The organism is Cryobacterium sp. SO2, assembly GCF_026151165.2.
Lineage (GTDB): Bacteria > Actinomycetota > Actinomycetes > Actinomycetales > Microbacteriaceae > Cryobacterium.
The window spans coordinates 2,519,136-2,541,568 of sequence record NZ_CP117849.1 but is presented as its reverse complement, the minus strand read 5'-3'; the positions used below and the strand labels follow the sequence as shown (position 1 = coordinate 2,541,568).

General features: G+C 62.9%; 25 protein-coding genes. 13 read left to right on the top strand and 12 right to left on the bottom strand.

The annotated features are described in order from the left end of the window. The first annotated feature begins 5 nt into the window (after positions 1-5). The 3 genes from BJQ94_RS11880 to BJQ94_RS11870 are packed head-to-tail and all read left to right on the top strand — an operon-like array spanning position 6 to position 2,637. Positions 6-470, top strand: coding sequence for a hypothetical protein (locus BJQ94_RS11880; protein ID WP_265400389.1), 465 nt, complete (start codon positions 6-8; stop codon positions 468-470). Continuing rightward, entirely contained in the window at positions 467-1,486 is a 1,020-nt protein-coding gene (locus BJQ94_RS11875; protein WP_265400388.1) for an MAB_1171c family putative transporter, read from the top strand. The genes BJQ94_RS11880 and BJQ94_RS11875 overlap by 4 nt, the downstream gene beginning before the upstream one ends. After that, positions 1,483-2,637 (top strand): alpha/beta fold hydrolase, encoded by a 1,155-nt coding sequence (locus BJQ94_RS11870; RefSeq protein ID WP_345893441.1) that lies wholly within the window; start codon positions 1,483-1,485, stop codon positions 2,635-2,637. Before BJQ94_RS11875 ends, BJQ94_RS11870 begins: the two co-directional genes overlap by 4 nt. 101 nt (positions 2,638-2,738) lie before the next feature. Here the strand turns inward: BJQ94_RS11870 and BJQ94_RS11865 are convergent, their stop codons facing one another. Then, on the bottom strand, positions 2,739-2,864 hold the full coding sequence (locus tag BJQ94_RS11865; RefSeq protein ID WP_255578577.1) for a hypothetical protein: 126 nt from the start codon (positions 2,862-2,864) through the stop codon (positions 2,739-2,741). A 356-nt stretch (positions 2,865-3,220) separates the two neighbouring features. Between BJQ94_RS11865 and mobF the strand changes: the two genes are divergently transcribed. Together mobF and BJQ94_RS11855 are read left to right on the top strand one after the other, a co-directional pair. After that, positions 3,221-6,721 (top strand): MobF family relaxase, encoded by a 3,501-nt coding sequence (mobF, locus tag BJQ94_RS11860; RefSeq protein ID WP_265400387.1) that lies wholly within the window; start codon positions 3,221-3,223, stop codon positions 6,719-6,721. A gap of 109 nt (positions 6,722-6,830) precedes the next feature. Further along, the gene (locus tag BJQ94_RS11855) at positions 6,831-7,223 is read left to right on the top strand and encodes a sulfate permease (protein WP_265400386.1); all 393 of its coding nucleotides are present in this window, start codon (positions 6,831-6,833) and stop codon (positions 7,221-7,223) included. A gap of 63 nt (positions 7,224-7,286) precedes the next feature. Here BJQ94_RS11855 and BJQ94_RS11850 read toward each other — a convergent pair whose 3' ends face one another. The 3 genes from BJQ94_RS11850 to BJQ94_RS11840 all read right to left on the bottom strand — a co-directional run bounded on the left by BJQ94_RS11850 (position 7,287) and on the right by BJQ94_RS11840 (position 9,179). Beyond that, a complete protein-coding gene (locus tag BJQ94_RS11850) occupies positions 7,287-7,415 on the bottom strand; it encodes a hypothetical protein (protein WP_265400385.1) in 129 nt (42 codons plus the stop codon). A gap of 285 nt (positions 7,416-7,700) precedes the next feature. Next, positions 7,701-8,795 carry a beta-propeller fold lactonase family protein gene (locus BJQ94_RS11845; RefSeq protein ID WP_265400384.1) on the bottom strand — a complete coding sequence of 365 codons (1,095 nt, stop codon included), beginning with the start codon at positions 8,793-8,795 and terminating at the stop codon, positions 7,701-7,703. A 123-nt stretch (positions 8,796-8,918) separates the two neighbouring features. Next, positions 8,919-9,179 (bottom strand): hypothetical protein, encoded by a 261-nt coding sequence (locus tag BJQ94_RS11840; protein ID WP_265400383.1) that lies wholly within the window; start codon positions 9,177-9,179, stop codon positions 8,919-8,921. 169 nt (positions 9,180-9,348) lie between these two features. On the opposite strand from BJQ94_RS11840, the gene BJQ94_RS11835 reads away from it, so the two are divergent. From BJQ94_RS11835 to BJQ94_RS11800, 8 genes are all read left to right on the top strand, one after another. Continuing rightward, on the top strand, positions 9,349-9,765 hold the full coding sequence (locus tag BJQ94_RS11835) for a hypothetical protein (protein ID WP_275875484.1): 417 nt from the start codon (positions 9,349-9,351) through the stop codon (positions 9,763-9,765). A 106-nt stretch (positions 9,766-9,871) separates the two neighbouring features. Then, on the top strand, positions 9,872-10,465 hold the full coding sequence (locus tag BJQ94_RS11830) for a DUF3105 domain-containing protein (protein ID WP_265400382.1): 594 nt from the start codon (positions 9,872-9,874) through the stop codon (positions 10,463-10,465). A gap of 273 nt (positions 10,466-10,738) precedes the next feature. Continuing rightward, positions 10,739-11,005: a hypothetical protein gene (locus BJQ94_RS11825; RefSeq protein WP_265400381.1), complete on the top strand. Its 267-nt coding sequence runs from the start codon at positions 10,739-10,741 to the stop codon at positions 11,003-11,005. A gap of 66 nt (positions 11,006-11,071) precedes the next feature. Continuing rightward, on the top strand, positions 11,072-12,019 hold the full coding sequence (locus BJQ94_RS11820; RefSeq protein WP_265400380.1) for a cytochrome c biogenesis protein CcdA: 948 nt from the start codon (positions 11,072-11,074) through the stop codon (positions 12,017-12,019). Further along, positions 12,019-12,714 carry a peroxiredoxin family protein gene (locus tag BJQ94_RS11815; protein WP_265400379.1) on the top strand — a complete coding sequence of 232 codons (696 nt, stop codon included), beginning with the start codon at positions 12,019-12,021 and terminating at the stop codon, positions 12,712-12,714. Before BJQ94_RS11820 ends, BJQ94_RS11815 begins: the two co-directional genes overlap by 1 nt. Continuing rightward, positions 12,711-12,992: a thioredoxin family protein gene (locus tag BJQ94_RS11810; RefSeq protein WP_265400378.1), complete on the top strand. Its 282-nt coding sequence runs from the start codon at positions 12,711-12,713 to the stop codon at positions 12,990-12,992. The genes BJQ94_RS11815 and BJQ94_RS11810 overlap by 4 nt, the downstream gene beginning before the upstream one ends. Positions 12,993-13,003: 11 nt before the next feature. Next, positions 13,004-13,564, top strand: coding sequence for a multicopper oxidase domain-containing protein (locus BJQ94_RS11805; RefSeq protein WP_265400377.1), 561 nt, complete (start codon positions 13,004-13,006; stop codon positions 13,562-13,564). 102 nt (positions 13,565-13,666) lie between these two features. Continuing rightward, positions 13,667-14,506, top strand: coding sequence for a multicopper oxidase domain-containing protein (locus tag BJQ94_RS11800; RefSeq protein WP_265400376.1), 840 nt, complete (start codon positions 13,667-13,669; stop codon positions 14,504-14,506). A gap of 27 nt (positions 14,507-14,533) precedes the next feature. Here the strand turns inward: BJQ94_RS11800 and BJQ94_RS11795 are convergent, their stop codons facing one another. The 8 genes from BJQ94_RS11795 to BJQ94_RS11760 all read right to left on the bottom strand — a co-directional run bounded on the left by BJQ94_RS11795 (position 14,534) and on the right by BJQ94_RS11760 (position 22,327). Further along, positions 14,534-15,133 (bottom strand): recombinase family protein, encoded by a 600-nt coding sequence (locus BJQ94_RS11795; RefSeq protein WP_265400375.1) that lies wholly within the window; start codon positions 15,131-15,133, stop codon positions 14,534-14,536. Then, entirely contained in the window at positions 15,130-16,059 is a 930-nt protein-coding gene (gene lgt / locus BJQ94_RS11790) for a prolipoprotein diacylglyceryl transferase (RefSeq protein ID WP_265400374.1), read from the bottom strand. Before lgt ends, BJQ94_RS11795 begins: the two co-directional genes overlap by 4 nt. 102 nt (positions 16,060-16,161) lie before the next feature. Next, entirely contained in the window at positions 16,162-17,448 is a 1,287-nt protein-coding gene (locus BJQ94_RS11785) for a M23 family metallopeptidase (RefSeq protein ID WP_265400373.1), read from the bottom strand. Further along, positions 17,445-18,284 (bottom strand): M23 family metallopeptidase, encoded by an 840-nt coding sequence (locus BJQ94_RS11780; RefSeq protein ID WP_265400372.1) that lies wholly within the window; start codon positions 18,282-18,284, stop codon positions 17,445-17,447. The genes BJQ94_RS11785 and BJQ94_RS11780 overlap by 4 nt, the downstream gene beginning before the upstream one ends. Positions 18,285-18,413: 129 nt before the next feature. Continuing rightward, the gene (locus tag BJQ94_RS11775; protein ID WP_265400371.1) at positions 18,414-19,025 is read right to left on the bottom strand and encodes a DUF305 domain-containing protein; all 612 of its coding nucleotides are present in this window, start codon (positions 19,023-19,025) and stop codon (positions 18,414-18,416) included. A 92-nt stretch (positions 19,026-19,117) separates the two neighbouring features. Then, a complete protein-coding gene (locus tag BJQ94_RS11770; RefSeq protein ID WP_265400370.1) occupies positions 19,118-19,606 on the bottom strand; it encodes a hypothetical protein in 489 nt (162 codons plus the stop codon). 97 nt (positions 19,607-19,703) lie between these two features. Then, a complete protein-coding gene (locus BJQ94_RS11765; RefSeq protein ID WP_265400525.1) occupies positions 19,704-21,965 on the bottom strand; it encodes a heavy metal translocating P-type ATPase in 2,262 nt (753 codons plus the stop codon). 32 nt (positions 21,966-21,997) lie between these two features. After that, positions 21,998-22,327 carry a cation transporter gene (locus BJQ94_RS11760; protein ID WP_265400369.1) on the bottom strand — a complete coding sequence of 110 codons (330 nt, stop codon included), beginning with the start codon at positions 22,325-22,327 and terminating at the stop codon, positions 21,998-22,000. Positions 22,328-22,433 lie beyond the last annotated feature (106 nt).

The window sequence follows — 22,433 nt, the reverse complement described above, 5'->3', positions numbered from 1 at the left end:
AAGCAGTGGACAAGGAAGTGAGCGTGTCGACGGCCGTCGATAACCTTGCTCTTGGGGATAACTTCACATTCGACGAACTCGTCGGCGCCGTGCAGAGAAGGCGGCACCGCCGACTGAGAATCGTTGAACTCGCGGACCTTGGCGATCAAGACGGGTTGTGTGCGGTCTGGCTCGTGGCGGACGGGGAAGACTTAATCCTCCACGCCAGCAGTGATTCGGCGCTGCATCGGCAGCAGTTCGTGCTGCACGAATTGGCGCACATGATCCTCGGTCACGACGCCAATCACGATCCCGAAGCTCCCGACTTCTTGCTGCCCGACATTCCGCCACAGATCAAGTCACGGCTGCTCCGACGCCAGGATCTGGACACCGCCGAAGAAGTCATAGCGGAGACGCTCGCCGACCGTCTGGCCGCAGCGATTCGGGGTTCGGCAATGCACAGCTCCCGGTACTTGGAGATCTTCGGATGACTGCCGTCATTGTCGCCGCAGCAATGTGGTTACTCGCGGCGAGTCTGCTCATCCTGCGGCGTGGTCGTGCCGAACGGAATATTACCTATGCCGCGCTGACAATCGCGGTCGCAATGACGCTCAACACTGACCCCGTCTATCGCGCTCTCGACAGATTGGCCGGAGGGGACAACCTCGTAACTCTAGTGGCGGATGTTGCGTTGATGGTCGGCGTATTCTTCCTAGGTCGTGGAGTGATGAAGGCATCCGAGCATCAACCCCGGACAGTCAGGCTCGCACTCGGTCGGGTCGCCCTGGTAACTGCAATCTTCGGCGCCGTCGTTGCGTTCTTCCTCATTGAACTAAGCGGCACCACCACAAACTTCATGCTCGAGCTCGGTGACCAACCTGCGGCGGCCATCTACTCAACGATCCAATTCGTCTACTACGGGATCGTCCTTTCCGCGATGGCAGTCCTCGCTGCCCGCCAGTTCCGAAACACCAACGGTGTCCAGCAATTGCCACCGGCTTCTCTGTTCATCGGAAGTCTCCTTGGGGTGGTTCTCAGCGTCGTCGTCATCGCCATGGACCTCGCCCACGTCACCGACGAGCTGGACGTCATGACTGAGATCGCAGTCACGTATGAGCCGCTGCGGCTGCTGGCCTTTTTGTTCCTCTGCCTCGGATTCGCGGGCCAGCCTGCCGCTCGGACCTTACAGGCACGATCCCGCGAACGAAGGACACTGATGTTCGTCGACGACCTCAAACCGATCTGGGTGGAGGCGACGATGGCACGACCGGGAATTAGCCAGAACCAGCAGGTCGCGTTTCATACGGACGAACCCGACACTCTGCTACACCGTCAGGTCGTCGAGATTCGTGACGCAATGATGGACACCAGAGTGCATTTCACAGTCAGCGACCGAGACAGAGAGCTGGTTGAGCGCGCCGAGCGTCACCTTGTTGGGGCCGTACAGACGGGCTCGGTGACCGCGACTTCAGCCACGACTACTGGAGATGGGCAGTCGCGGCGATGAGAGTCGGTTGGGCAGTGGTGGGCACGGTGGTCGCTGCGGGCGGTGTGGTCGCTGGGCTCGGAATCTTCATCGCGAAGAGCCTTACCGCGCCGACGAGTGGCCGAACATTCGACCTCACCATCCGTGGATTAGAGGGCTCGGGGGAGCGGACTATCGTCGTTCTTGACCGAACCGCTCACACCGTGGCGCCTGGTCGTTACTGCCTTATTCTCGAGAATGGCGGCTGGGCTCGGCTGTCGAATGACGTAGTGGATCGTGGCCCGAGGCTCGTCGGACGCGCGGTGGAGGAACCGAGTGGAGACCTGAAGGCCGGTGACAAAGCTTCTTGGAGCGGCATCGTCTTCTCGACCCCGGAGGAGGCCGGTTTAGATGCGATGGACGTCTCAATACCGACGGATGTTGGTCCCGCGCCTGCATGGCTTATCGCTCCTCGTGGCGGCCCATCTACAACGTGGGCCATCCACATCCACGGTCTCGGAAGCCCGCGCGCCGGAACACTTCGTGGGGTGCAAGTCGCAGAGGAAGCTGGGTTGACCTCGCTTGTCGTGACTTACAGGAATGACGGTAAAGGTCCCACTGTGGGAACTGGACGATCCGAGCTCGGTGCTGCCGAGGTGGACGACGTCCGGGCGGCCGTGCGCTTCGCTCGCCAGAACGGCGCCAATAACATCGTCCTGGTCGGGTGGTCGATGGGCGCAGCCATCGCACTTCAACTTGCCAACGAATCCGAGATCCGGGCGATTCTGAAGGGTCTCGTACTTGAGTCACCAGTCCTTGACTGGGTGTCGACGATCAGAGCAAACTGCGCGCGGGCAGGCCTGCCTGCATGGACTGGCGGCCTCGCTTTGCCATGGCTCAACTCCCGGCCGTTGGCTCGCTTGACCGGGCTCCCGAACCCCGTCCCCCTGCGAAAATTCAACTGGGTAGCGCGAGCCGACGAGCTGACTGTGCCGACACTCATCCTGCACGGCACCCTTGATAGCTCATCGCCATTCGAGATCTCGAGTCGGCTCAGAGAACTGCGCCCTGACATCGTCGAGCTCGAATCATTCGACGCAGACCACACGATGAGCTGGAATTCGGATCGCCACCACTGGAGGGCGGTACTCCACGCTTGGCTGACTTCCCTGACCGAAGTGAGCTTGAGGTAGCCCGCAGTGGTCTAGCTCAACCCAGATGTCGACTGTGCCCGAAGCAAGATCAGGGTGAAGCAGATCCCTAGCGTGACAGCCGCGGATTAGATCTGCGGGGACTATCGACGAAGGCCTCTCAGTTCCCGAACGAAGATCCAGATCAGCCACAGGCCACCCGTGATGAGGACCAGAATGACATCGAGCAGGAACTTACCAAGGCCGTATTTCCGGGCGTTGCGGGACATGTGGTGGGTTCCTTTTTGGGTTCGTGAGGTCTGAGCCGACTGGGATATGGACTCGGTTGAGCTTAGTGAACGATTTGTCTGCAACATGCCCGGGCCGTTAGCCCACACCCTCAAGATGGTGAATGCACCAAGCATTGCACCGCCGTTGGAAGAAATAGCCGGAACGCGACCGACTTAATCAATCGACGTTCGCACTCATTGCTGGGCAGATTATTCTCGATCAACTCTCGATGCCGACACCAGCCAGCGTTGGCGTGAACACTCCCTTGGGCAGGCCTCGGAGTCCTTCCAACCGAATTGCCACGCCTCTTGCAGATCGAGGCGGCGCACCTTCCTCCCGGAGGCGGGGTGTTTCGATGACGGTGTCTATGCGGGTGATGAGCGCTGGTGACGGTTACAAGTACCTGCTCCGCACCGTTGTTGCCGGCGACGGGGAACGGTCGTTGTCAACGCCACTGACTCGGTACTACAGCGCGAAGGGCACCCCGCCAGGACGATGGATGGGCAAAGGTATCCCGAGCCTCGGGAGGGGACGCATTGTCGAAGGCGCCGAAGTCACAGAGGCGCAACTACAGCTCTTGATCGGGATGGGGCGGGACCCTGTCACTGGCTCGCCATTGGGACGCGCGTATCCCTCCTATCGAACCCCGGTCGACTCGGACGAGTCGTCGCCGGGAAGCGACCAAGTAGCGCGTAGGCGGCGCGCAGTCGCGGGCTACGATTTCACCTTCTCAATCCCCAAGTCGGCGAGCATCCTTTGGGGCGTCGCAGACGCAACCACCCAAGCGCAGATCGTGGATGCGCATCATGCGGCGGTCGCCGAGGTTGTCGCGTACATGGAGCGCGAGGTTGCCGCCACGAGGACCGGCGCAGCGGTCCACGACGGCGCCGTTGCCCAGGTGGATGTGAGCGGCTTGATCGCGACGGCCTTCGATCACTTCGACAGTAGGGCGGGTGATCCGCACCTGCACACGCACGTCGTAATCAGCAACAAGGTGCAAGCCGTGCTTGATGGAAGGTGGCGTTCCCTCGACGGCCGACCGATGCACGCGGCGGTCGTCGCACTGTCTGAATTGCACGAGACTCTGTTCGCGGACGCGCTTGCGCGTGCCGTCGGTGTGCGCTGGGTGATGCGCGAGCGAGGCCGGGACCGTCACCCAGCGTGGGCGATCAGCTCGATTCCCGAGGTGCTGGTCTCGGAGTTCTCAACTCGGTCGCGGCACATCGACGTCGAGACCGATCGATTGATCGGGGCGTATGTGGGTAGTCACGGTTACCGTCCCAACCCGGTCACAATCATGAAGCTTCGCGCGCAGGCCACGCTGGCCACTCGGCCTGCGAAGACGGTGCGGTCTCTGGCTGAACTCACCGCGGAGTGGCGTGAACGCGCCCACCGTGTGCTGGACCAGAAGTCGACGACGCGGCCGAGTGCCACGGAGGTGCAGTCGACACCCGTGGTGTTGAATGCAGGGGACGTGCCGCTCGAGGCCGTCAGCGCACTCGGGATGAGTGTGATGAGGGCGGTAAGCGAAAGGCGAGCGACCTGGCGCCACTGGAATCTCGTGGCCGAAGCGTCACGGCAAACGATGCAATACCGTTTCGCATCGGCATCCGATCGAGAAGCCGCTGTCGGTCTTATCGTCGATGCCGCCGAGCGTGCGTCATTGCGGATCACGCCTCCGGAACTAGCGTCGAACCCAGCGCCATTCCAGCGAGGTGATGGTACGACTGTCTTCCGCCCCAAACACTCCGTAGTGTTCACCTCCACCGAGTTGCTGGACGCCGAGAGTCGGTTGCTCAAGCGGGCCAGTGATAAGACTGGCCCACAGGTGTTGGCGATCACACTCCGATCTACTGAACGCAGGCCGTTGCCGGGTGGTGGCATGCTGTCCGTCGACCAGCTTGAAGCGCTCACAGAGGTTGTCGGCTCCGGCCGCGTAATCGATGTTCTGGTCGGGCCGGCCGGCGCGGGTAAGACGACAGCGATGAACGCGCTCCGGCGGGCATGGGAGTCGGCGCACGGTGCGGGTTCCGTGGTCGGGTTGGCTCCCTCTGCCTCCGCTGCTCAGGTATTAGCAGACGACTTGGGTATCACAACCGAGAATCTGGCGAAGTGGTGGCACAACCATCTCGAGTACGGGGCGACATTCCGCGCTAGCCAGCTAGTCATTATCGACGAGGCGTCTTTGGCGGGAACCTTGCCCTTAGATCGGGTAACCGCGCTCGCGGCGGATGCTGGCGCGAAAGTTCTCCTGGTGGGCGACTACGCCCAGCTCCAGTCGGTCGATGCGGGTGGGGCGCTGTCCCTACTCGTCCACGATCGAGCAGACGCGCCTGAACTTCTTGATGTTCACCGCTTCATCCACGACTGGGAGAAGACGGCATCCCTCGAACTGCGTCACGGCGACCCCGAGTCGATCGACGCCTACGTCGCGCATGACCGCGTGCGTGACGGCAGCACCGAGTCAATGGCGGATGCTGCGTATGAGGCCTGGCGCACAGATGCTCGAGCAGGCAAGACCACGGTGCTAATCAGTGACTCACTCGAGGCAGTTGCCTCGTTGAACGTGCGCGCCCGGACGGAACTAATCCTGGAGGGGCGTGTGGATGCGCTCCGGGAGATCACCCTTCACGACGGAACCCGAGCGGCGGTCGGTGACACGGTCATCACGCGCCAGAACGAGCGGCGCCTTCGCGCGGCCAGATCCTGGGTGCGCAACGGCGACAGATGGACGGTGATCGCGGTGCACCGAAATGGCTCCGTTGAGGTGCGGCGGCATGGTCGTCGGTGGGGGAGTGCCGTGCTGCTTCCTGCGGTGTACGCCAAACGGCACCTCGAACTCGGTTACGCGGTCACCTCTCATCGCGCCCAGGGCATGACGACGGACACGGCACACACTTTCGTTGCGTCGGGCATGACGAGGGAGAACTTCTACGTCGCGATGACGCGTGGCCGGGAGACGAATACTGCCTACGTTGCCGTGGACCGACCGGATGACGCCCACGTCGGGCCTCGACCTGGCGACGACACCGAGGCCACGGCGCGAAGCGTTCTCTATGGCGTACTGCAGCGCGAGGGCGCTGAACTTTCTGCACATGAGGCAATCTCCGCGGAGCAGGATTCGGCGGGATCGATCGCCCAACTTGCAGCAGAGTACGAGACCATCGCGGCGGCCGCTCAACACGACAGGTGGGTGTCTGTGGTGCGCGAGAGCGGGCTGTCGCAGGTGCACGCCGACACCGTTATCGCCTCGGATGCGTTTGGCCCGCTCACAGCGGAACTCCGGAGGGCCGAGGCGCACCACTTCGACATCAAGAGCTTGCTCGCCCGCGCTATCGCCGTCCGAGGATTCGACGACGCCAAGGACATCGCGGCCATTCTCCGCTCCAGGGTCGAATCAGTGACTGCTCACGACACCGGGGCGGGGCGTTCACGGAAGATGCCACTGCTCGTAGTCGGACTAATCCCAGTGCCTAAGGGACCTATGCGCGCAGACATGCGCCGCGCTCTGCTCGAGCGGAGCGACCTGATCGAAACGCGAGCGAGCATCGCCCTTAACGAGGCGTTGCTTGCGGGCGAAGCGTGGACGCGAGCCCTTGGCCCGGTGCCACGGGGATCGGTATCCGCCATGTGGCGGCAGTATGGGTGCACAGTCGCGGCCTATAGGGAGCGCTATGAGATCGTTGGAGCCAGTGCACTCGGTCCGGCGCCCCAGTCGGAGGCGCAGCAACTTGACGGCGCGCGCGCCCGGGCCGCTCTAGATTCGGCACGTCGGCTTGCAGAACGAGTCCCGGCCCATGGTGGACTGAGATCGAGTGTGACGGTGGGGCTTCCGCCTGCCGGCATACAGTTCTAATCTGTCATTAGGCGACCTCCACTTCGCGCCATCGCTTGTCGCGATGGCATGGCTCCCAACTAGCGGCCCCTCTCAGATTCTTGTCGCCGAACATCTGGAGGACCGACGCATGTTCGGATTGATCTTGGGCCTGACCGCCCGCACGCACTATTCGCTGCGCCGGTTCATGCCGACCAACCTCGTGCTGGACGCTATCCACACTCGGCGCGGTCTCAAATGGGGCATGCCGTCAATGCTTCTCGCCGTCCCATACGCGCTCGCGACGGTCGCTTGCGTGGGGCTCACAGAATCTGGTGGGTCAGGCTGGCTCAATATGCTCGCGCTGCTGTTCGCGTGGAACTCACTGAAATTTCTGGTTGCCGGACCTGTGACTCTCATCGGGTTGTGTCGGGTGCGCCGTCGGGAGGCGAGTGCCCGACGATTCAACACGCTGCTGCAGGGTCGCAATGATGTTGGACTGGACCGTTCCGACGAGCCAAGCTTCTCGTCCAAGAGCAGCTGAGTTCGCGCCGGTGCTTGGTATGACCGGGAGCCCGGGGATTGCGTCCTCGCGCGACATCTCTAATCAGGCCAATCCGCCGCGCTCCACCGCCGATGCCCAGACCCAGACCCGGCGCAGACCACGCTGTTCCCACTCGATGTAGACGGCGCGTGGGGTCCAGGCCAGGGCGCGACCCTGGACGTGGGTGGGCATTGCGGGGACCGCACCCACGCGAGTACAGGGATGGGCTCGGAGGCCACAGTCACCGGCAGCCGACCCAACTCCTCCGGCGTAAGACTGAACGGCCGGGCGGTGAACTCGTCCCCATAGTCGGGCTCAACCTGTCTCAAGGTGTCTGCCTGCACCGGAGTTTCGGCGTGGGGGCCGCTCGGATATCTCTTGGTTGCTCCCATAAAGGTATTAGAACATAGATTCGAAAGAATCGATACGAGAAGTCACTAGGCCTTCAAGGCCTAGGCGGATCGATTCGGCATTCGGTCAATGCTTCATGCCGGGCGCAGCGCTGTCGTCCATCTTGAGGTCCAGTTCGACAGCCGGGGCGATTCCCGCGGCCTGACTGGTGAAGGTGATCCCATTCGGCTTTGAACCGACTGGAACTGTAGCCACCACCGTAAGCTCCTTGAGATCGAGCACTGACACCGTGTCGTCAAAGGTGTTGGTGATGTAGGCGTGTCGACTCGTCGGGTCGATGGTGACACCGTGCGCGCCGGCACCGGTCTCGACTGTGCGGACGAAGTCAAAAGTCTTGGTGTCGATGACGGAAACCGTTCGGCCGGGATACTCTTCTGTGCCTTGGTTGGCGACCAAGAGGTACTGACCATCGGGGCTGACGAACGTTTGGATTGGACCTACGCCCACTGTAAGTGTGGAAACGCGTTCACGGGTGCTCGTGGCGATTTTGGCTACAGCGTTGTCGCCGTTCACCGATGCGTAGACGAAGTTTCCGTCGGGCGAGAACGCGACCTGCGCGGGCAATTTGCCCACCTCGATCTCGTCGATCTGGGTGTTGGTGGCGGTGTCGATGACGCTGAGCGTGGTTCCGTTGTTGTTGGCCACATAGATGGTCTTGCCGTCGGGGCTGGGCCTCAATCCGTGTGGCCCGTCGCCGACCGGGATCGTGGCGATCGTCGTCATGGTGGCAATGTCGACGGCTGTCACGGTGTCGTCCGCGTTGTTCGTTGTGTAGGTTCGGGTTTCGTCGGGTGTCACGATGACGTGGGCCGGCATAGCCCCGGTGGGTACCGCTCCGTTTACCTCGTTCGTCTGTGAATCGATCTCCACAGCCATCGACGTTGTGCCACTCACCGCCCACACGGACTGGCCGCCCTGCGTGGCTTGAACGTTGTGCGGGCTTTCGATTCCGGTGAGGGTAGTCGCGACCGTATTGGTGGAGGCATCGATCGCGGTGAGGCTGGCGCCATCTTCGTTGGCGACCCAAACGGTGCCTGCGACCATGTCGTTGTGGTCGGCCGCCTCCGCGTCGGCCCTTCCGGTGGTGGTTGCGATGACTGCAGTCGCGACGACGACGGCAGCGACTCCGACTGCAACGGTTGTGAGGTGGCGCTTTTTCATAGGTTCTTTCCTTTGGTTCGGGTGGTCACCGGGATAGCGGTGGGCCTTGCTCGAGGTCCCGGAAGGGCGATCCGCCAGCGCCCTCTGGGGCAAAGGAGGCGGATCGTCAACAGGCCGGGGCGGTTAGCGAACCTTGTCAATCGTGGAGCTCAGTTCTTCGTAGGTCGCTGTGTCGATTTCACCTCTGGCCAGCCGGCGCTTCAGGATGTCGGCTGGACTATCGATCCTCGACTCTGACGTGGCCGGTGTGGGGGCGGATTGTTGTTTGGGCGGGGTGACCATTCCGACGACCATCCATACGATGGCGACGATCAGCGTCACCGAGAGCAGGACCATCAGGATCCAACCCGCCCCGCCCATGCCGCCCGCATAATTTCCCATCATGGAATTTCCTTTCGTCTGGCGCCAGTGGCGCTCCTACGTCGAGTCTTCTGTCCTCGAATATGGAACTGTCGAAGGAACTATGAAGTTTCCGTGTGGTTCCTTCGATACTTGATCGTTCCTTTACCGAATCTCCATCGGTATCGATGCCCTCGCGGGCGATGGTGGAACGATGAGCACCCCCTCGGCACGCACTGACGATGTCTCCGTCGTCGACAAAGCGTCGCCTGTGACGAAAACCCAGGCCCGACCTCGAACCATCCGGACGGTTGTCACCGGTGCGGTGGGAGGGATAGCGGGTGTGGCGCCGCACGTGCTTCATCACATCGGCCCTCTTGTCGGTTCAGCACTGGTAGCGGGTAGCGGCGGAACGGTCCTATTCGGTGTCCTCGGCTTCGTTGCATCCGTGCCGATGCTGATTTCGCTTCGCCGAAAATTCGCGAGCTGGTGGGCCCCTGGAATTGCCCTGGCAATCTTCGTCGTGATGTTCCTCCTCTCTTCGTTCGTCGTTGGGCCGCTGATAAGCGCGCCGGCGAGGCAACCCTCCACGGGTTCCTCGGAAGTGGGACACGACAGTCATCACCCGTGAGCCAACCGTCTGGAGCAGACAACCATCACAACCGCCAGTACCGACAGAAATGAACTGATCAGATATGCAATCGAATAGCGCGCGAAAACTAGGCCGGCAAGCCATCGTGGCCGAGGCCCGCGGGAAGATAAAGAAGGACGAGCGACGACGGAAGGTGTTCTTGCTCGGTGCGAGTACCGTCCTGATCGCCGGCCTACTGGCGACCGTCGGATTCGTTGTCTTCGGTGTTCCGCAGGCAGAGCCTGATGACAACTCTGCGCCTGGGTCGACAATCGACGGAGTTGAGAGCTTTTCGGGGCTGAGCCGCGAGCACGTTCTCAGTACGGTCGCATTCCCGGAGTTGCCGCCGGTCGGCGGCGACCATTCCGAGGACCTGACGAACTGTGGGACATACACAGAGCCGGTGGACACGTGGCGTGCGGTCCATTCTCTCGAGCACGGTGCCGTGTGGGTGACATACCGAACTGGCCTGCCTGCATCCGAGATCGAGGTCCTTACCTCCGACGCGGCAGCGAACTCGTATGAGATCTTGAGCCCGTATCCGGACCTGCCTACGTCGATCATCGCCACCGCGTGGGGGAAGCGGCTCCAGGTAGAAAGTGCCACCGACCCACGATTGAGCGAGTTCCTCGCCACATACATGCAGGGCCTGCAAACCCCCGAGCCTGGGGCTCCCTGTTCTGGAGGCGTCCAAGGCTGAGTGCTCCCTTGGAGATGAGGAGCATTCTTTATCGTTTCTTCGTCAAACCTGCACCGGGAGGCGCGGGTGGAGGGACCACAGTCATGACAAGAGATTCCGGTAGGAGGAAGTGATGGTCATGAGCGCGTGGCCGATTCTCGCCGGAATCTGTGTGGTCTTCGTCATCCTCGGTGTGTGGGCGATAGCTCAGATCTTTCCCGCGAATGGCCGAGGCAGTGACACACCACCCCAGGACACAGTCCACCCAACCGAACACCAGAAAAGAGAAGGTCCATGAACGGGCACAACCACGGCGGCAAATCTCACCTCATCGGCATGATCGCGATCGGTGTCGTCATCCTCGGCGGCCTGCTCGTGGCCGGCAGGTCGATTGGCGAGGCGCTGCCCATCGCAGCGGTTCTGGCGTGCCCCGTGATGATGATCGGCATGATGTTCATGATGATGCGCGGCAAGACCAACAACGCCGATGCCCCGCAGGAATCCCACATGCATGGCGACACAGCCTCTGACGAAACCGCAAAGACCACGACCCAGGCGTGACCCCCGGGCGTTCGCCACGTCCCCACGGCACGGCGGTGAGCCCGTGCATTCTTGAAGGAGCATCACATGGAGCAGGTCCTGCTCTCCACCACGATTCTCGCCTCGTTTTTAGGTGGGATCGTCGCACTGCTGGCCCCGTGTTGCGTGTCGGTAATGTTGCCGGCGTTCTTCGCGTCCAGCTTCCGCCGGCGCGGCCAGATCCTGGGAATGACACTGGTCTTCGCCGCTGGCGTTGGCACGATCATCCTGCCCATTGCGTTGGGGGCAGCGATCGTGAGCCGCGCCCTGGCGCAGTACCATTTCTGGATCTTCAGCGTCGTAGGAATTGCCATGGTCGTTGTGGGCGTCGCCACGTTGGTGGGGTGGAAACTGATGCTTCCGATGCCGTCCGGGAAGAGTTCCGGCTCCGGCATCGGCTCCGTTTACGGCCTCGGCGTCTTCTCCGGCGCGGCCAGTGCGTGCTGTGCACCAGTGTTGGCCGGCGTCGCCGCGATGTCGGGAGCGGCGTCGTCCATTTCCACTGCCGCACTGGTGGGTGTTGCTTACGTGTTCGGCATGGTCGCCCCGCTCTGCGTTCTCGCGTTGGTGTGGGATCGGAAGGACTGGAGCAATAGCCGTTTGCTCACGGCGCGCACTGTGTCGTTGTGGCCCGGCGGGCGGCGGCTGCCGCTGTCGAGCCTGTTGTCCGGCGGCTTGATGCTCGGAATGGGTGTCGTCACCATGATCATCGCGGTTCGCGGCATCGGAATGGCGCCCGACGGCTGGCAGGTGCGGGTCACCGCTTGGCTGAACCACTCAGCCGTGGTCATTCAGCAATCCATTGGCTTCATCCCCGGCTGGCTCTCGGCGCTCGTCGTCTTCGCTGCCCTCGCCATGCTGGTGTGGAAAGCCCTGCGCGCCCGACGCCCGGATGCCGGTCACACGTCTTCCGCGATAGAGCCGGATGCGACAGAGCGGGTTGCGGCCGGGTCGACCACTCCGGCATGTCACGACAATGCAAAGGATTCACAGTAATGGCATCACGCAACAAAAAGCCGGCCGCAGCGATGCGACCGCTCAAGAGGAACACCAACCGCCTCGCCGTTCTGATCGGGGCCGGCGTGATCGTGGCCATCTTTGGCGCTTTCTTCCTCGTTCTGGCCCAGCAGCCCTCCGCACCCACGCAGACGACTCAGTCGGCTCCCGCGGGCAGGAGCGCGGATGCTGCGGACTATGCGGTGGGGTCTCCGGGGGTTGGGGAGAAGGCTCCGAATTTCGCTCTGGAGTCCACAGCGGGGGACACTGTGGATCTGAGTGATTATTCGGGCGAATCGGTGCTCTTGTACTTCCATGAGGGACTGGGCTGCCAGCCCTGCTGGGACCAGATGCGTGACCTGGACGCCGCATCCGACCAGCTCGCTGCCGCCGGAGTCGACGATGTGCTCACGATCACCAGCGGTCCGGTGGACCTGATCGCCCAAAAAATGGACGACGACAAACTCGCCTCCGTCGCCCTGGCGGACACGAAGATGGACGTCATCAAGGAATACGGGGCGAATGACTACGGCATGATGGGCGACTCCCGCGCCGGCCACAGCTTCATCCTCGTCGGGCCCGACGGCACGATCCAGTGGCGCGCCGACTACGGCGGCGCCCCGGACTACACAATGTACGTGTCTATGACCGACCTGCTCGCCGACATGACGGTCGCCGGGGTGAGCGGATCATGATGATCACTGTCCTGACCCAGGAATCATGCCCATCCTGCGTGAACGCGAAAAACACCCTGGCGCAGCTCGCCGTCGAGTACCCCCTCACCATCGTGGAGGTGCCGTTGGCATCAGCCGAAGGCCGAGAGATCGCCAACCGGGTCGGCATCGTCTTCGCCCCGGGCATCTTGATCGACGGCGCATTGTTCAGCTACGGCCGCCTGTCTGAAAAGAAACTGCGCCGCCACCTGTCCAATCTGGAGTGGCCGGCCACACGCTCACCCGTGAGCCAGAACTAACGGAGCTGACAATGGTCACAAACTTCACCCGACGCACCTTTCTCGGCGCGACCCTGGCGGCCACAGCGACAGCGGCCCTGGCTTCCTGCACGACGAGACCCGGCGCACGAGCCGGGGTCGACCGAATCCTGTCGACGGACCCCCTGGTCGCCCAGTACGAGGCGCGCCGTGCGGCCACCGGCGCCACTGTCACTCAGAACCTCACCGCCGGCACCTTCGACACGATGGTCGCCGGAACCGCTCTCACGACGTGGGGATACAACGGGACACTGAACGGGCCTCTCATCCGGGCCACAACGGGAGACCTGTTGAACGTACCGGTGACGAACACCCTGGCAGAGTCGACAAGCATCCACTGGCACGGCCTCGCCTTGCGAAACGACGCCGACGGCGTCCCGGGCGTCACCCAAAAGGGCATAGCGCCGGGTGGCGACTATGGATACCAGTTCTTGCTCAATCGGCCCGGTACGTATTGGTACCACTCGCACGTGGATATGCAACGCGAACGCGCCCTGTCCGGGGCGCTCATCATCGATGACCCTAACGAACCCCTGGCGTACGACCAGGAATGAGTCATCCTCCTCGACGACTGGCTCGACGGCCTCCCGGGTACCCCCGACGACGCGCTCAACACCGTGGCTGAGGGCTCGGGCATGAGTGGAATGGATTCAGGGATGAGCGGAATGGGGTCGCTCTTCACCAGCCCGTACCTGGGCGGCGACGCCGGCGACGTGCCATTCCCTGCCCACCTGTTCAACGGGCAGGCACCTCTCACGGCCGAAGTGTTCGACAGTCGACCGGGCAGCCGAATCCGCTTGCGCATCATCAATGCGGCGGGGAACACCGCCTACAGGGTGGGCATCCCCGGGCAGAAGATCACCCTCACCCACACCGACGGCTTTCCTGTCCAGCATCAGGAAGTAGACGCCGTTGTCCTCGGTATGGGCGAACGCATCGACGCGCTCGTCACCGTCGTCGACGGCTATTCCCCGGTGCTCGCGCTGCCCGAAGGCAAGGAAGGAATCGCCTACGGGCTCATCCGCGCGGGGTCTGGCACCCCGCCCTCGGCTGATCAAATGCCGTCTGCGCTGGAGGGTGACGTCACCGATGGCGGTCGATTGCGAGCCGATGAATCCGCCCGCCTTCCGTCCCGCACGCCTGACCGGCGCCACGAGATGCGACTGACCGGAGGCATGCACTCGTACGACTGGAGCGTCAACGGGCGCACCTTCGACATGGACGACCCCTACGCCGGTGCCTTCGAAGTCAGCCGTGACGAGCGAGTGCAGATCACGATGATCAACGACACGATGATGTGGCACCCGATGCACCTGCACGGGCACAGCTTCCAGATCGCGGCAAATGGAGCGCGCAAGGACACCGTCATTGTCCGGCCTGGGAAGACTGTCACCGTCGAATTCGACGCGGATAATCCCGGCCAATGGCTGGTCCACTGCCACAACGCCTACCACGCTGCCCGTGGCATGATCGGTCTGGTTTCCTACGTGAGGTGACGCGAGAGGGCCGGCGCCTGTGCGGCATCAGCCCTCGTCGCGCGCCAACTTCGGTTGTCCGTCTGGGTTGCTTAGGAGCGCGCGTTGCACGGTCACGGTGTCGACGCCGAGGGTGGTCGCGATCGTGTCGATCGTGGCGCCCCTTTCGCGCATATCGATAGCCACGGCGATCCGCTCGTTTGTCATCGCTGTGGGGCGGGGGCCGTCGCGCCCATGCGCTCGTTCCGGTGCGGGGCCATCGCGCCGGTGCACCTGGATCGCGTCAGTACGCAGCTGAGCGAAAACGGTGATGATCTCGAACAGGGCCTGGCCTGAGGGGCCGGTCGTGTCGATCGCCGGTTCCGCCAATGAGCGCAGGCCGATCCCGCGTTCGCCGAACTCGTGAAGGAGTGCAATCAAACGATCGTCACGCCCCAATCGATCCAGCTGGCTCAGCTGGCACACCAGCAAGAGGTCACCGCTCCGCAGGTAGTCCAGGCAGGCCGAAAACTGCGGCAGCGACGCCTTATTCCGTGACTCGCCGTGGTCCACGTACACGCGCTCGGCACCGGCCGCGGTCAATGCGATTTCTCGCTCATCAACTCTCTGCTTGCGCGTCGCAACACGCGCGTATCCGATGACGGTCATCCCTGCTTACCTCGCTCGAGCACTCCGGGGTCCGATGCATCAGCCGGTGCGCGAACATCGTCGGTTGGGGTCCCAACCCTGCCCTGCCCATTCGGCAGTCGGGGGTCTGTCTCAGCCTCAGGGTGGCGACGCGACTGCACGATGATCAGGATGATGCCTGCCGCTGCGACGAGGGAGGCGATGAGCATGTTGATCTTGAACCCGTCGAGTTCGAACTCGGTTGGGTCAAGGCGGAACGACTCGAACCAGGTGCGGCCCATCCCGTAGATGATCAGGTAGAGACCCAGAGCCTTTCCCCACCGGAGATCTATATGCCGTTCGGCAAGGAGGATGATGATTACCCCGACCAGATTCCAGAGTATCTCGTAGAGGAACAGAGGGTGAAAGAGCGTGCCCTCGGGCAGGCCAGAGGGAAACGCCGGTTGGGTTGGATCTATCTGCAGGCCCCACGGGAGGGTGGTCGGGGTGCCGAAGAGTTCTTGGTTGAAGTAGTTGCCAAGCCGTCCGAATGCCTGGGCCAACAACATTCCCGGGGCCAGGGCGTCGGCGAATGACAGGAAGCGCAGTCCTGCCCGGCGGCAGGCGATGTAGGCGCCGAGGCTGCCGAAAAGGATGGCGCCGAAGATGGCCAGGCCACCCTCCCACACGTAGAGCGTCTTCCAGAGGTCGGCGCCGGGGAAGAAATAGTCGGTGGGGTGGGTGACCACGTGATACAGCCGGCCGCCGATGATGCCAAAGGGCACAGCCCACAGGGCAATGTCGAGCACCGTGTCGGGAGCCCCGTCGCGCGCGGTGAGACGCCGGGAGGTGAGGGCCACCGCGACGACGATCCCGGCAAGGATGAAGAGCGCATAGAAATGGATCTGGAAGGGTCCCAGTTGGATTGAGCTGACGTCGGGGCTGGGGATGCTGGCTGGAACGTTCATGGGCTCGTGGTCGATTCTTGGAGGCTCGGGGTGAGTGAGGGTGTCAGTCGCTGTGGAGCGCTGGTGATGGCTGCTGTGATCGGCACCGTGTCTGCTCGTCGCCTAGCCAAGGTTGATGCCTCGTGCGCTCATGAACGGCTCCGGATCGATGCGCGCGCCATCAACTCGCACTTCAAAGTGTGAGTGGCAGCCGGAGGATGCTCCGGTGGTGCCGACCAACGAAATGGTCTGCCCGGCGGAGACCTGCTGGCCGTTGCTGACCAAGTTCTCGCTGTTATGGGCGTACCCGGTCTGGACCCCGTTGCCGTGATCGATGAGAACCCAATTCCCGTAGCTGCCGAGGTACCCGGAGTAGACGACTGTGCCTCCCGTTGCGGCCTTGACCGGGACGCCGCACCCGGCGGCGAGGTCTGTGCCGTAGTGGAACGCGCCCACTCCGGCGACGGGTTTGTTGGGTCTCGGACCGAAGTCGTCGCTGATCCACCCGGACACCGGAAGAGCCCAGCCCTGTCCACTGAGCTGGCCTGAGTCTGAGCCGGACCCGCTCGACCCTCCCGAACCGCCCGTGGGTACCTTCGCTGCTGCCGCGGCCGCTGCTACTGCCTCGGCAGCGCGTCGGGCTTCCTCTCCCTTGGCGAAGTCGGCTTCTGTGGCGGCGCGTCCCTCGGTGAGGACGGCGAGTTGCGCTTGCATGGTGCCCGCGTTGGCCTGCTGCTCGGCGAGTGCGACCTCCACTGCGGCGCTGGCAGCGATGGCCCTGGTTAGGGCGGATTCGGCGTCCTTGGCTAAAGCCCCAAGCTCGTTTTGGGCGATCTTTGCCTGGTCGGTAAGGGCGCTGGCGGAGTTCCGGTCCGATGCGGCCTGGTCATAGACCGCCGATGACCGTTCCGTGAGTTTGCTCATGGCGCCAAGTTGATACAACAAAGCGTCGGTGTTGTCTCCCGCCATGAGGATAGCCAACGAAAGGTCGGGGCCTCCGCTGCGGGCGAGCCCTGATGCAAGCCGACCGGCCTGTTCGCTGGAGAGAGCGGCTTGCGCGCCGGCTTCGTCAGCTTGGGCCTGCAATGTTGTGGCGCGGTAGGTCGCCTCGTCGAAGGCTCCCTGAGCCTCTTCAAATTCGGTACCGCGCCGGGTGGACTCTTCTTGTGCGGCGGTGACCTCGGAGGTCAGACCGGAAATGAGGGTGTTGAGTGTGCTGATCTGGTCTTGTTTGGTTGCTTCGTTTGCTCGCGCGTTTTCGACATCGGACCAGGACGGGTACTCGGCTGCCGCTGCCGGTTGGGTGGCCCAGCCCGCACCGGACACCAGGCTAAGGACGAGAGCGGCGGCCGAAAGGGCATTCAGGTTCCGACGCGGCATGCGACGTTTCTCGCGTTGAGGGTTGGTCATGATGCGCCTACCCTGTTTGTCAACCAGGCGTACGGGTCCGTAGGGGTGTCGCCGTCAAGGAGGATCTCGAAGTGAAGGTGGGGGCCTGTACTTTGACCGGTACTGCCGACATTTCCCACCAGTTGGCCGACGAGGACGGGGTCACCGACGGCAAGGGCCAGAGTGCCTTCTGTCATGTGGGCGTACAAACTGCTGACGAGTTGCCCGTCGATCATGTGGTCGATGATCGCGTACACACCCAGTCCGCTTTTGTCGGTTCGGGAGACTTCTCTCACGACGCCATCCGCAACAGCCTGAATCGGGGTATTCACGCCCGGATTCATATCCAAGCCTTTGTGGAAGCTGGAGCACCCGTCACACGGCGGAATCCGCGGGCCGAAGTTAGTTGAGATCGGCACGCCAACGAGGAAAGGCCATTGGATCGCAGAGCCGAGATCATTCGTATAGGTGTTAGCGGTCTGGGAGTAAACGCCCGGGAGTGAGTCATCAGTTCGCAGCGTCTCCTGGATGGCCTGGGACGAGAAAGAGTCCTGCGCGACGGTGATGGTGCCGTTCCCCGACGTCGTTAAGTTCTGTACTGCCGCATCCGATCGCTCAGCGCGCGCTGCGAGGGTCTGCGCGTAGGGGTTCACAGCGAGGGCCGGGACCGACACGCTGACGGCGAGCAGTGCAGCGAACGCCAGAGCGACCACGGAAGACAGCTGCTTCCGCAGCGTGACTTTCATGCCGCGGGCCGGTCGGCAAGTTGCTGGGCGTGGTTGGCGGCCTCGGCGACTGCGTGGGTGCTTTTCAGCTAGGCGCAATTGTTTGCGGGAGAGATCGGGTGATGCGGTCATGAATGGTGGTCCTTGCGATCACGATGGCGCGCTCCATCGGCGCCTCAGCGAGGCGGGGAGACGGTATCCGGGATGGGCACGCTTCGGATCGGGGCCGCGATGCGCGGCCCCGATCCGGGTGGAGGAGTTCTACAGTGTGGCGAGGATGTCGTTCATGACATCAATCTCGGCGGTTTGGCTGTTCACGATGTTCGTGGCCATGTCGACAGCGTCCGGGTATTGGCCCTCGTCGATTTCGGTCTGAGCCATCGCGATGGCGCCCTGGTGGTGAATGGTCATCTGTTCGAGGAAGACCTTCCCAGCGTCTTCTGAGGGCGCGGACTTGAGGGCGTTCATGTCGTCATCGGACATCATGCCGTCCGTGCCGTGATCCATGTCAGACATGTCCATTTCGCTGGAGCTGGTGTCATCCATGCCCCACGCTGTGAGCCAGGATTCAAGCTGCTTGATTTCGGGCTCTTGTGCGTCTTTGATCTCGGTGGCCAGGTCCACGATGCGCTGGTCGATGCCGTCCTTGGCGAGAAGGTCATCGCTCATCTCGACGGCCTGTTCGTGATGAGGGATCATCATCTGGGCGAACTCGACGTCCGCATCGACGAAATCGACGGATGACGCAGAGGAATCGGGAGATGTGGGGGCGGCGGATGAGCCGGCTTCGGTGGTTCCACCAGCGCAGGCGCTGAGAGCGAGTGCTGTCGCGATGGCCGCGGCAGTGAGGAGGTAGGTACGTGGCTTGGGCATTGTTGTTCCATTCAGTGTCAGGCGTAAGAAACCGGTTCGCCATACGGCGTCAGGACGGCCGGCGTCAAATGACGCGAAGGCCGATGCCGGTTCTAGGTGCGACTGATGGAGAGAACGACCAAGCTAGGCCGGAAGAGATGAAGCGCAGGGCGCTGGAACAGGGAGACGACGCGCCCGCCCGCCTCGATCAGGCGCCGATACGTGGCCGGCGAGCGAGCAAGAATGATGAGAGCCGCCAACACCAGCAGCAGGGCGCAGGTCATCGCCCACACGGCGCAGTCAAGCATGCAGTCGGCGCAACCGAGCAAGCCACCTTCGGCGTGCACCACCAGTGGGATCATCGCGGCAGTCGCCGCGACCGCCGCGACTGCCACGTGAGTTCCGACGTCAGTGCCACTCGGAATGGCGTCGGAATGTGCGGTGGACGCGGCTGCTGCCGGCGCGGCGCCGTGCCCGCCGATCATGGAGTGCATGGCCAAGATCCCCAGCAGCATGGCCGCCAGAACCAGAAGCGCCGTGAACGCGTAGGGGAGGGCGGACCGTTGGTGATGGCCGGCGAAGGAATTGCCGTGCGGGTTCATGTCACCTCCAGGGTCGATCAAGCCAGATTGCAAACGCGGATAACCCAAAACCGTATCGGCACTTGACAAAGTTCAGCTGGGAATGCTGAGCCGTAGCTCAGCTGATCTCGACCGGGTGGGCCTTCCGAGTCAGGGAGGTCGTCTGCGTCACCCGCACGTCGAGGCCACGAAAGCCGCGCAGCCGCAGGCTGTTGCTGACGACGAAGACCGATGACAACGCCATAGCGGCGCCCGCGATGAGCGGGTTGAGCAGGCCCAGCATGGCAAGCGGGATCGCGGCCACGTTGTATGCGAAAGCCCAGAAGAGGTTGGCCTTGATGGTGGCCAGGGTGCGCCGAGAAAGCCGGATGGCGTCGGCGGCAGCGACAAGGTCGCTGCGGATCAAGGTCAGATCGCTGGCCTCGATGGCGACGTCGGTGCCGGTGCCCATCGCGATTCCCAAGTCCGCGGTTGCCAGCGCCACAGCATCGTTCACTCCGTCACCGACCATGGCCACCACCCGGCCGGCTCGCTGGAGTTCTCTGATCACTTCGGCCTTCTCGGCCGGGAGCACACCGGCACGAACGTCAGCGATGCCCAACTCAGCACCCACGACGCGCGCCACGGTTTCGTTGTCACCAGTGAGCAGCACGGGTTGCAAACCCAGGCGACGGAATTCCTCGATCGCGGCGGCACTGGAGTCCTTGACCACGTCAGATACAGCCAGGACGCCTTGCGCCTGCCCGTCCCAGGCGACGGCGACGGCTGTCTGACCGTGCGACTCGCAGGAGGACAAGGCGAGTCTGAGCTCGTTGGGCAGCTCGATAGACCAGTTTTCACTGAGCCAGCTAGGGCGTCCGACCAGCACGACGCGTCCGTCGACGACGGCCTGCACGCCGAGGCCATCCGTGGACGAAAAGGCCTCCGGCGTCGGGAGCGTCTGCACACGCGCTCGCGCTCCGGTCACGATCGATTTGGCGATCGGGTGTTCTGATCCCGACTCAGCAGCGCCGGCGAGAACGAGGAGCTCCTCGTCAGTGGTGTTGTCCGTCGAGTGGACAGCAACGAGGGTCATCTGCCCGGTGGTGACGGTGCCGGTCTTGTCGAGAACGATGGTGTCAACTCGTCGGGTCGACTCGAGAATCTGCGGTCCCTTGATGAGGATGCCCAGTTGGGCGCCCCGACCAGTTCCGACGAGTAGAGCTGTCGGAGTGGCCAATCCGAGTGCGCAGGGGCAGGCGATGATGAGCGTCGCCACTGCTGCCGTGAATGCGACCACGGGGCCGGCCCCGACCAGGAGCCAGACAACGAGGGTGCCGAGGGCGAGGGCTATCACGATGGGCACGAAAATGGCGGAGACTCGATCGGCGAGGCGCTGCACCTCCGCTTTGCCCGTCTGAGCTTGTTCGACCAGGCGACCTAGCTGGGCCAGCTGAGTGTCGGCGCCGATCCGTGTTGCCTGGATGACGAGGCGGCCACCGGAGTTCATGGTGGCGCCGACCACGGCATCGCCCGGGCTGACCTCGACGGGCACGGACTCACCGGTGAGCATGCTCGCATCGACCGCCGAGTTTCCTTCGACGACGGTGCCGTCTGTGGCGATTTTTTCGCCGGGACGCACCACGAAACGGTCACCAACGATCAGCGAAGACGTGGGCACGGCGGTCTCGACGCCGTCACGCAGCAGTGTTGCTTCCTTGGCACCGAGCTCGAGCAAGGCACGCAGCGCGGCGCCTGATTGCTTTTTTGCGCGTGCTTCAAAGTATCGACCGGCGAGGATGAAGACCGTGACAGCCGACGCGACTTCAAGGTAGATTTCGTGCGCACCGCCGCCGGGTTCTGTGGTGAGGCTGAAGCTCATGGTCATTCCGGTCATTCCCGCCGTTCCGAAGAATAGGGCGTATAACGACCATCCGAGTGCCGCGAGCACTCCCATGCTGATCAGGGTGTCCATGGTCGCCGCGCCGTGCCGCAAGTTGACCCAGGCAGCGCGGTGGAATGGCCAGGCACCCCAGATCGCTACGGGACCGGCCAGCGCAAGGGCAAGCCACTGCCAGTTGGAGAACTGGAAGGGAGCGATCATGGACAGCGCCACGACCGGTGCGGCCAGCACCGCGGAGAGCACCAATCGCTGGCGAAGACTTTCAACCTCTTTTTCGGCTTCGGTGGGTATGGCTGCCCCGTCAGGCGAGGGGCTTACGGGGCGGGGGAGGACCGCCGTGTACCCGGTTGCCTCAATGGTGGCGATGGCATCCTCAACGGACGTACCGTCTGGAATGAACACGCTCGCCTTCTCCGTCGCGTAATTGACCGTGGCCTCGACACCTGCCATTCGATTCAGTTTCTTCTCGATCCGCGCTGCACACGACGTGCAGGTCATCCCGCCGACGACAAGATCGACCTGTACGCCACTCACGGGGTCTCGAGGGTCAGTTCGTAACCCGCTTCATCGATAGCGGCGGCGATCGCTGCGGGGTCGACCGGGCTGCTGCTGGAGACGGTGACCATGGATAGGCCGCCAGGAACTAGATCAACATTGACTCTCGCCGCTCCGGCTACCTTGCCCACCTCTGTGGTGACGCTTGCAACGCAGTGAGAGCAGGTCATGCCTGCAACCTGGAAAGTGCGAGAGAAACCCGAGTCAGCCGTGTGTGAAGCGTTGGCGACGTCTGGATGTGAGTCATGAGCGCACGCACAAGATGAGTCTGTGAGGCCGAGGTCATTGTCTTTACCAGTAAGCATGATCAGAAGTTCCCTTCGTTGCTGACGGTCGAATCCGTCACATTTACCCCTGGGGGGTACTCCGCACTATACCCCCTTGGGGTATAAATTCACCCGATCGCCTCGA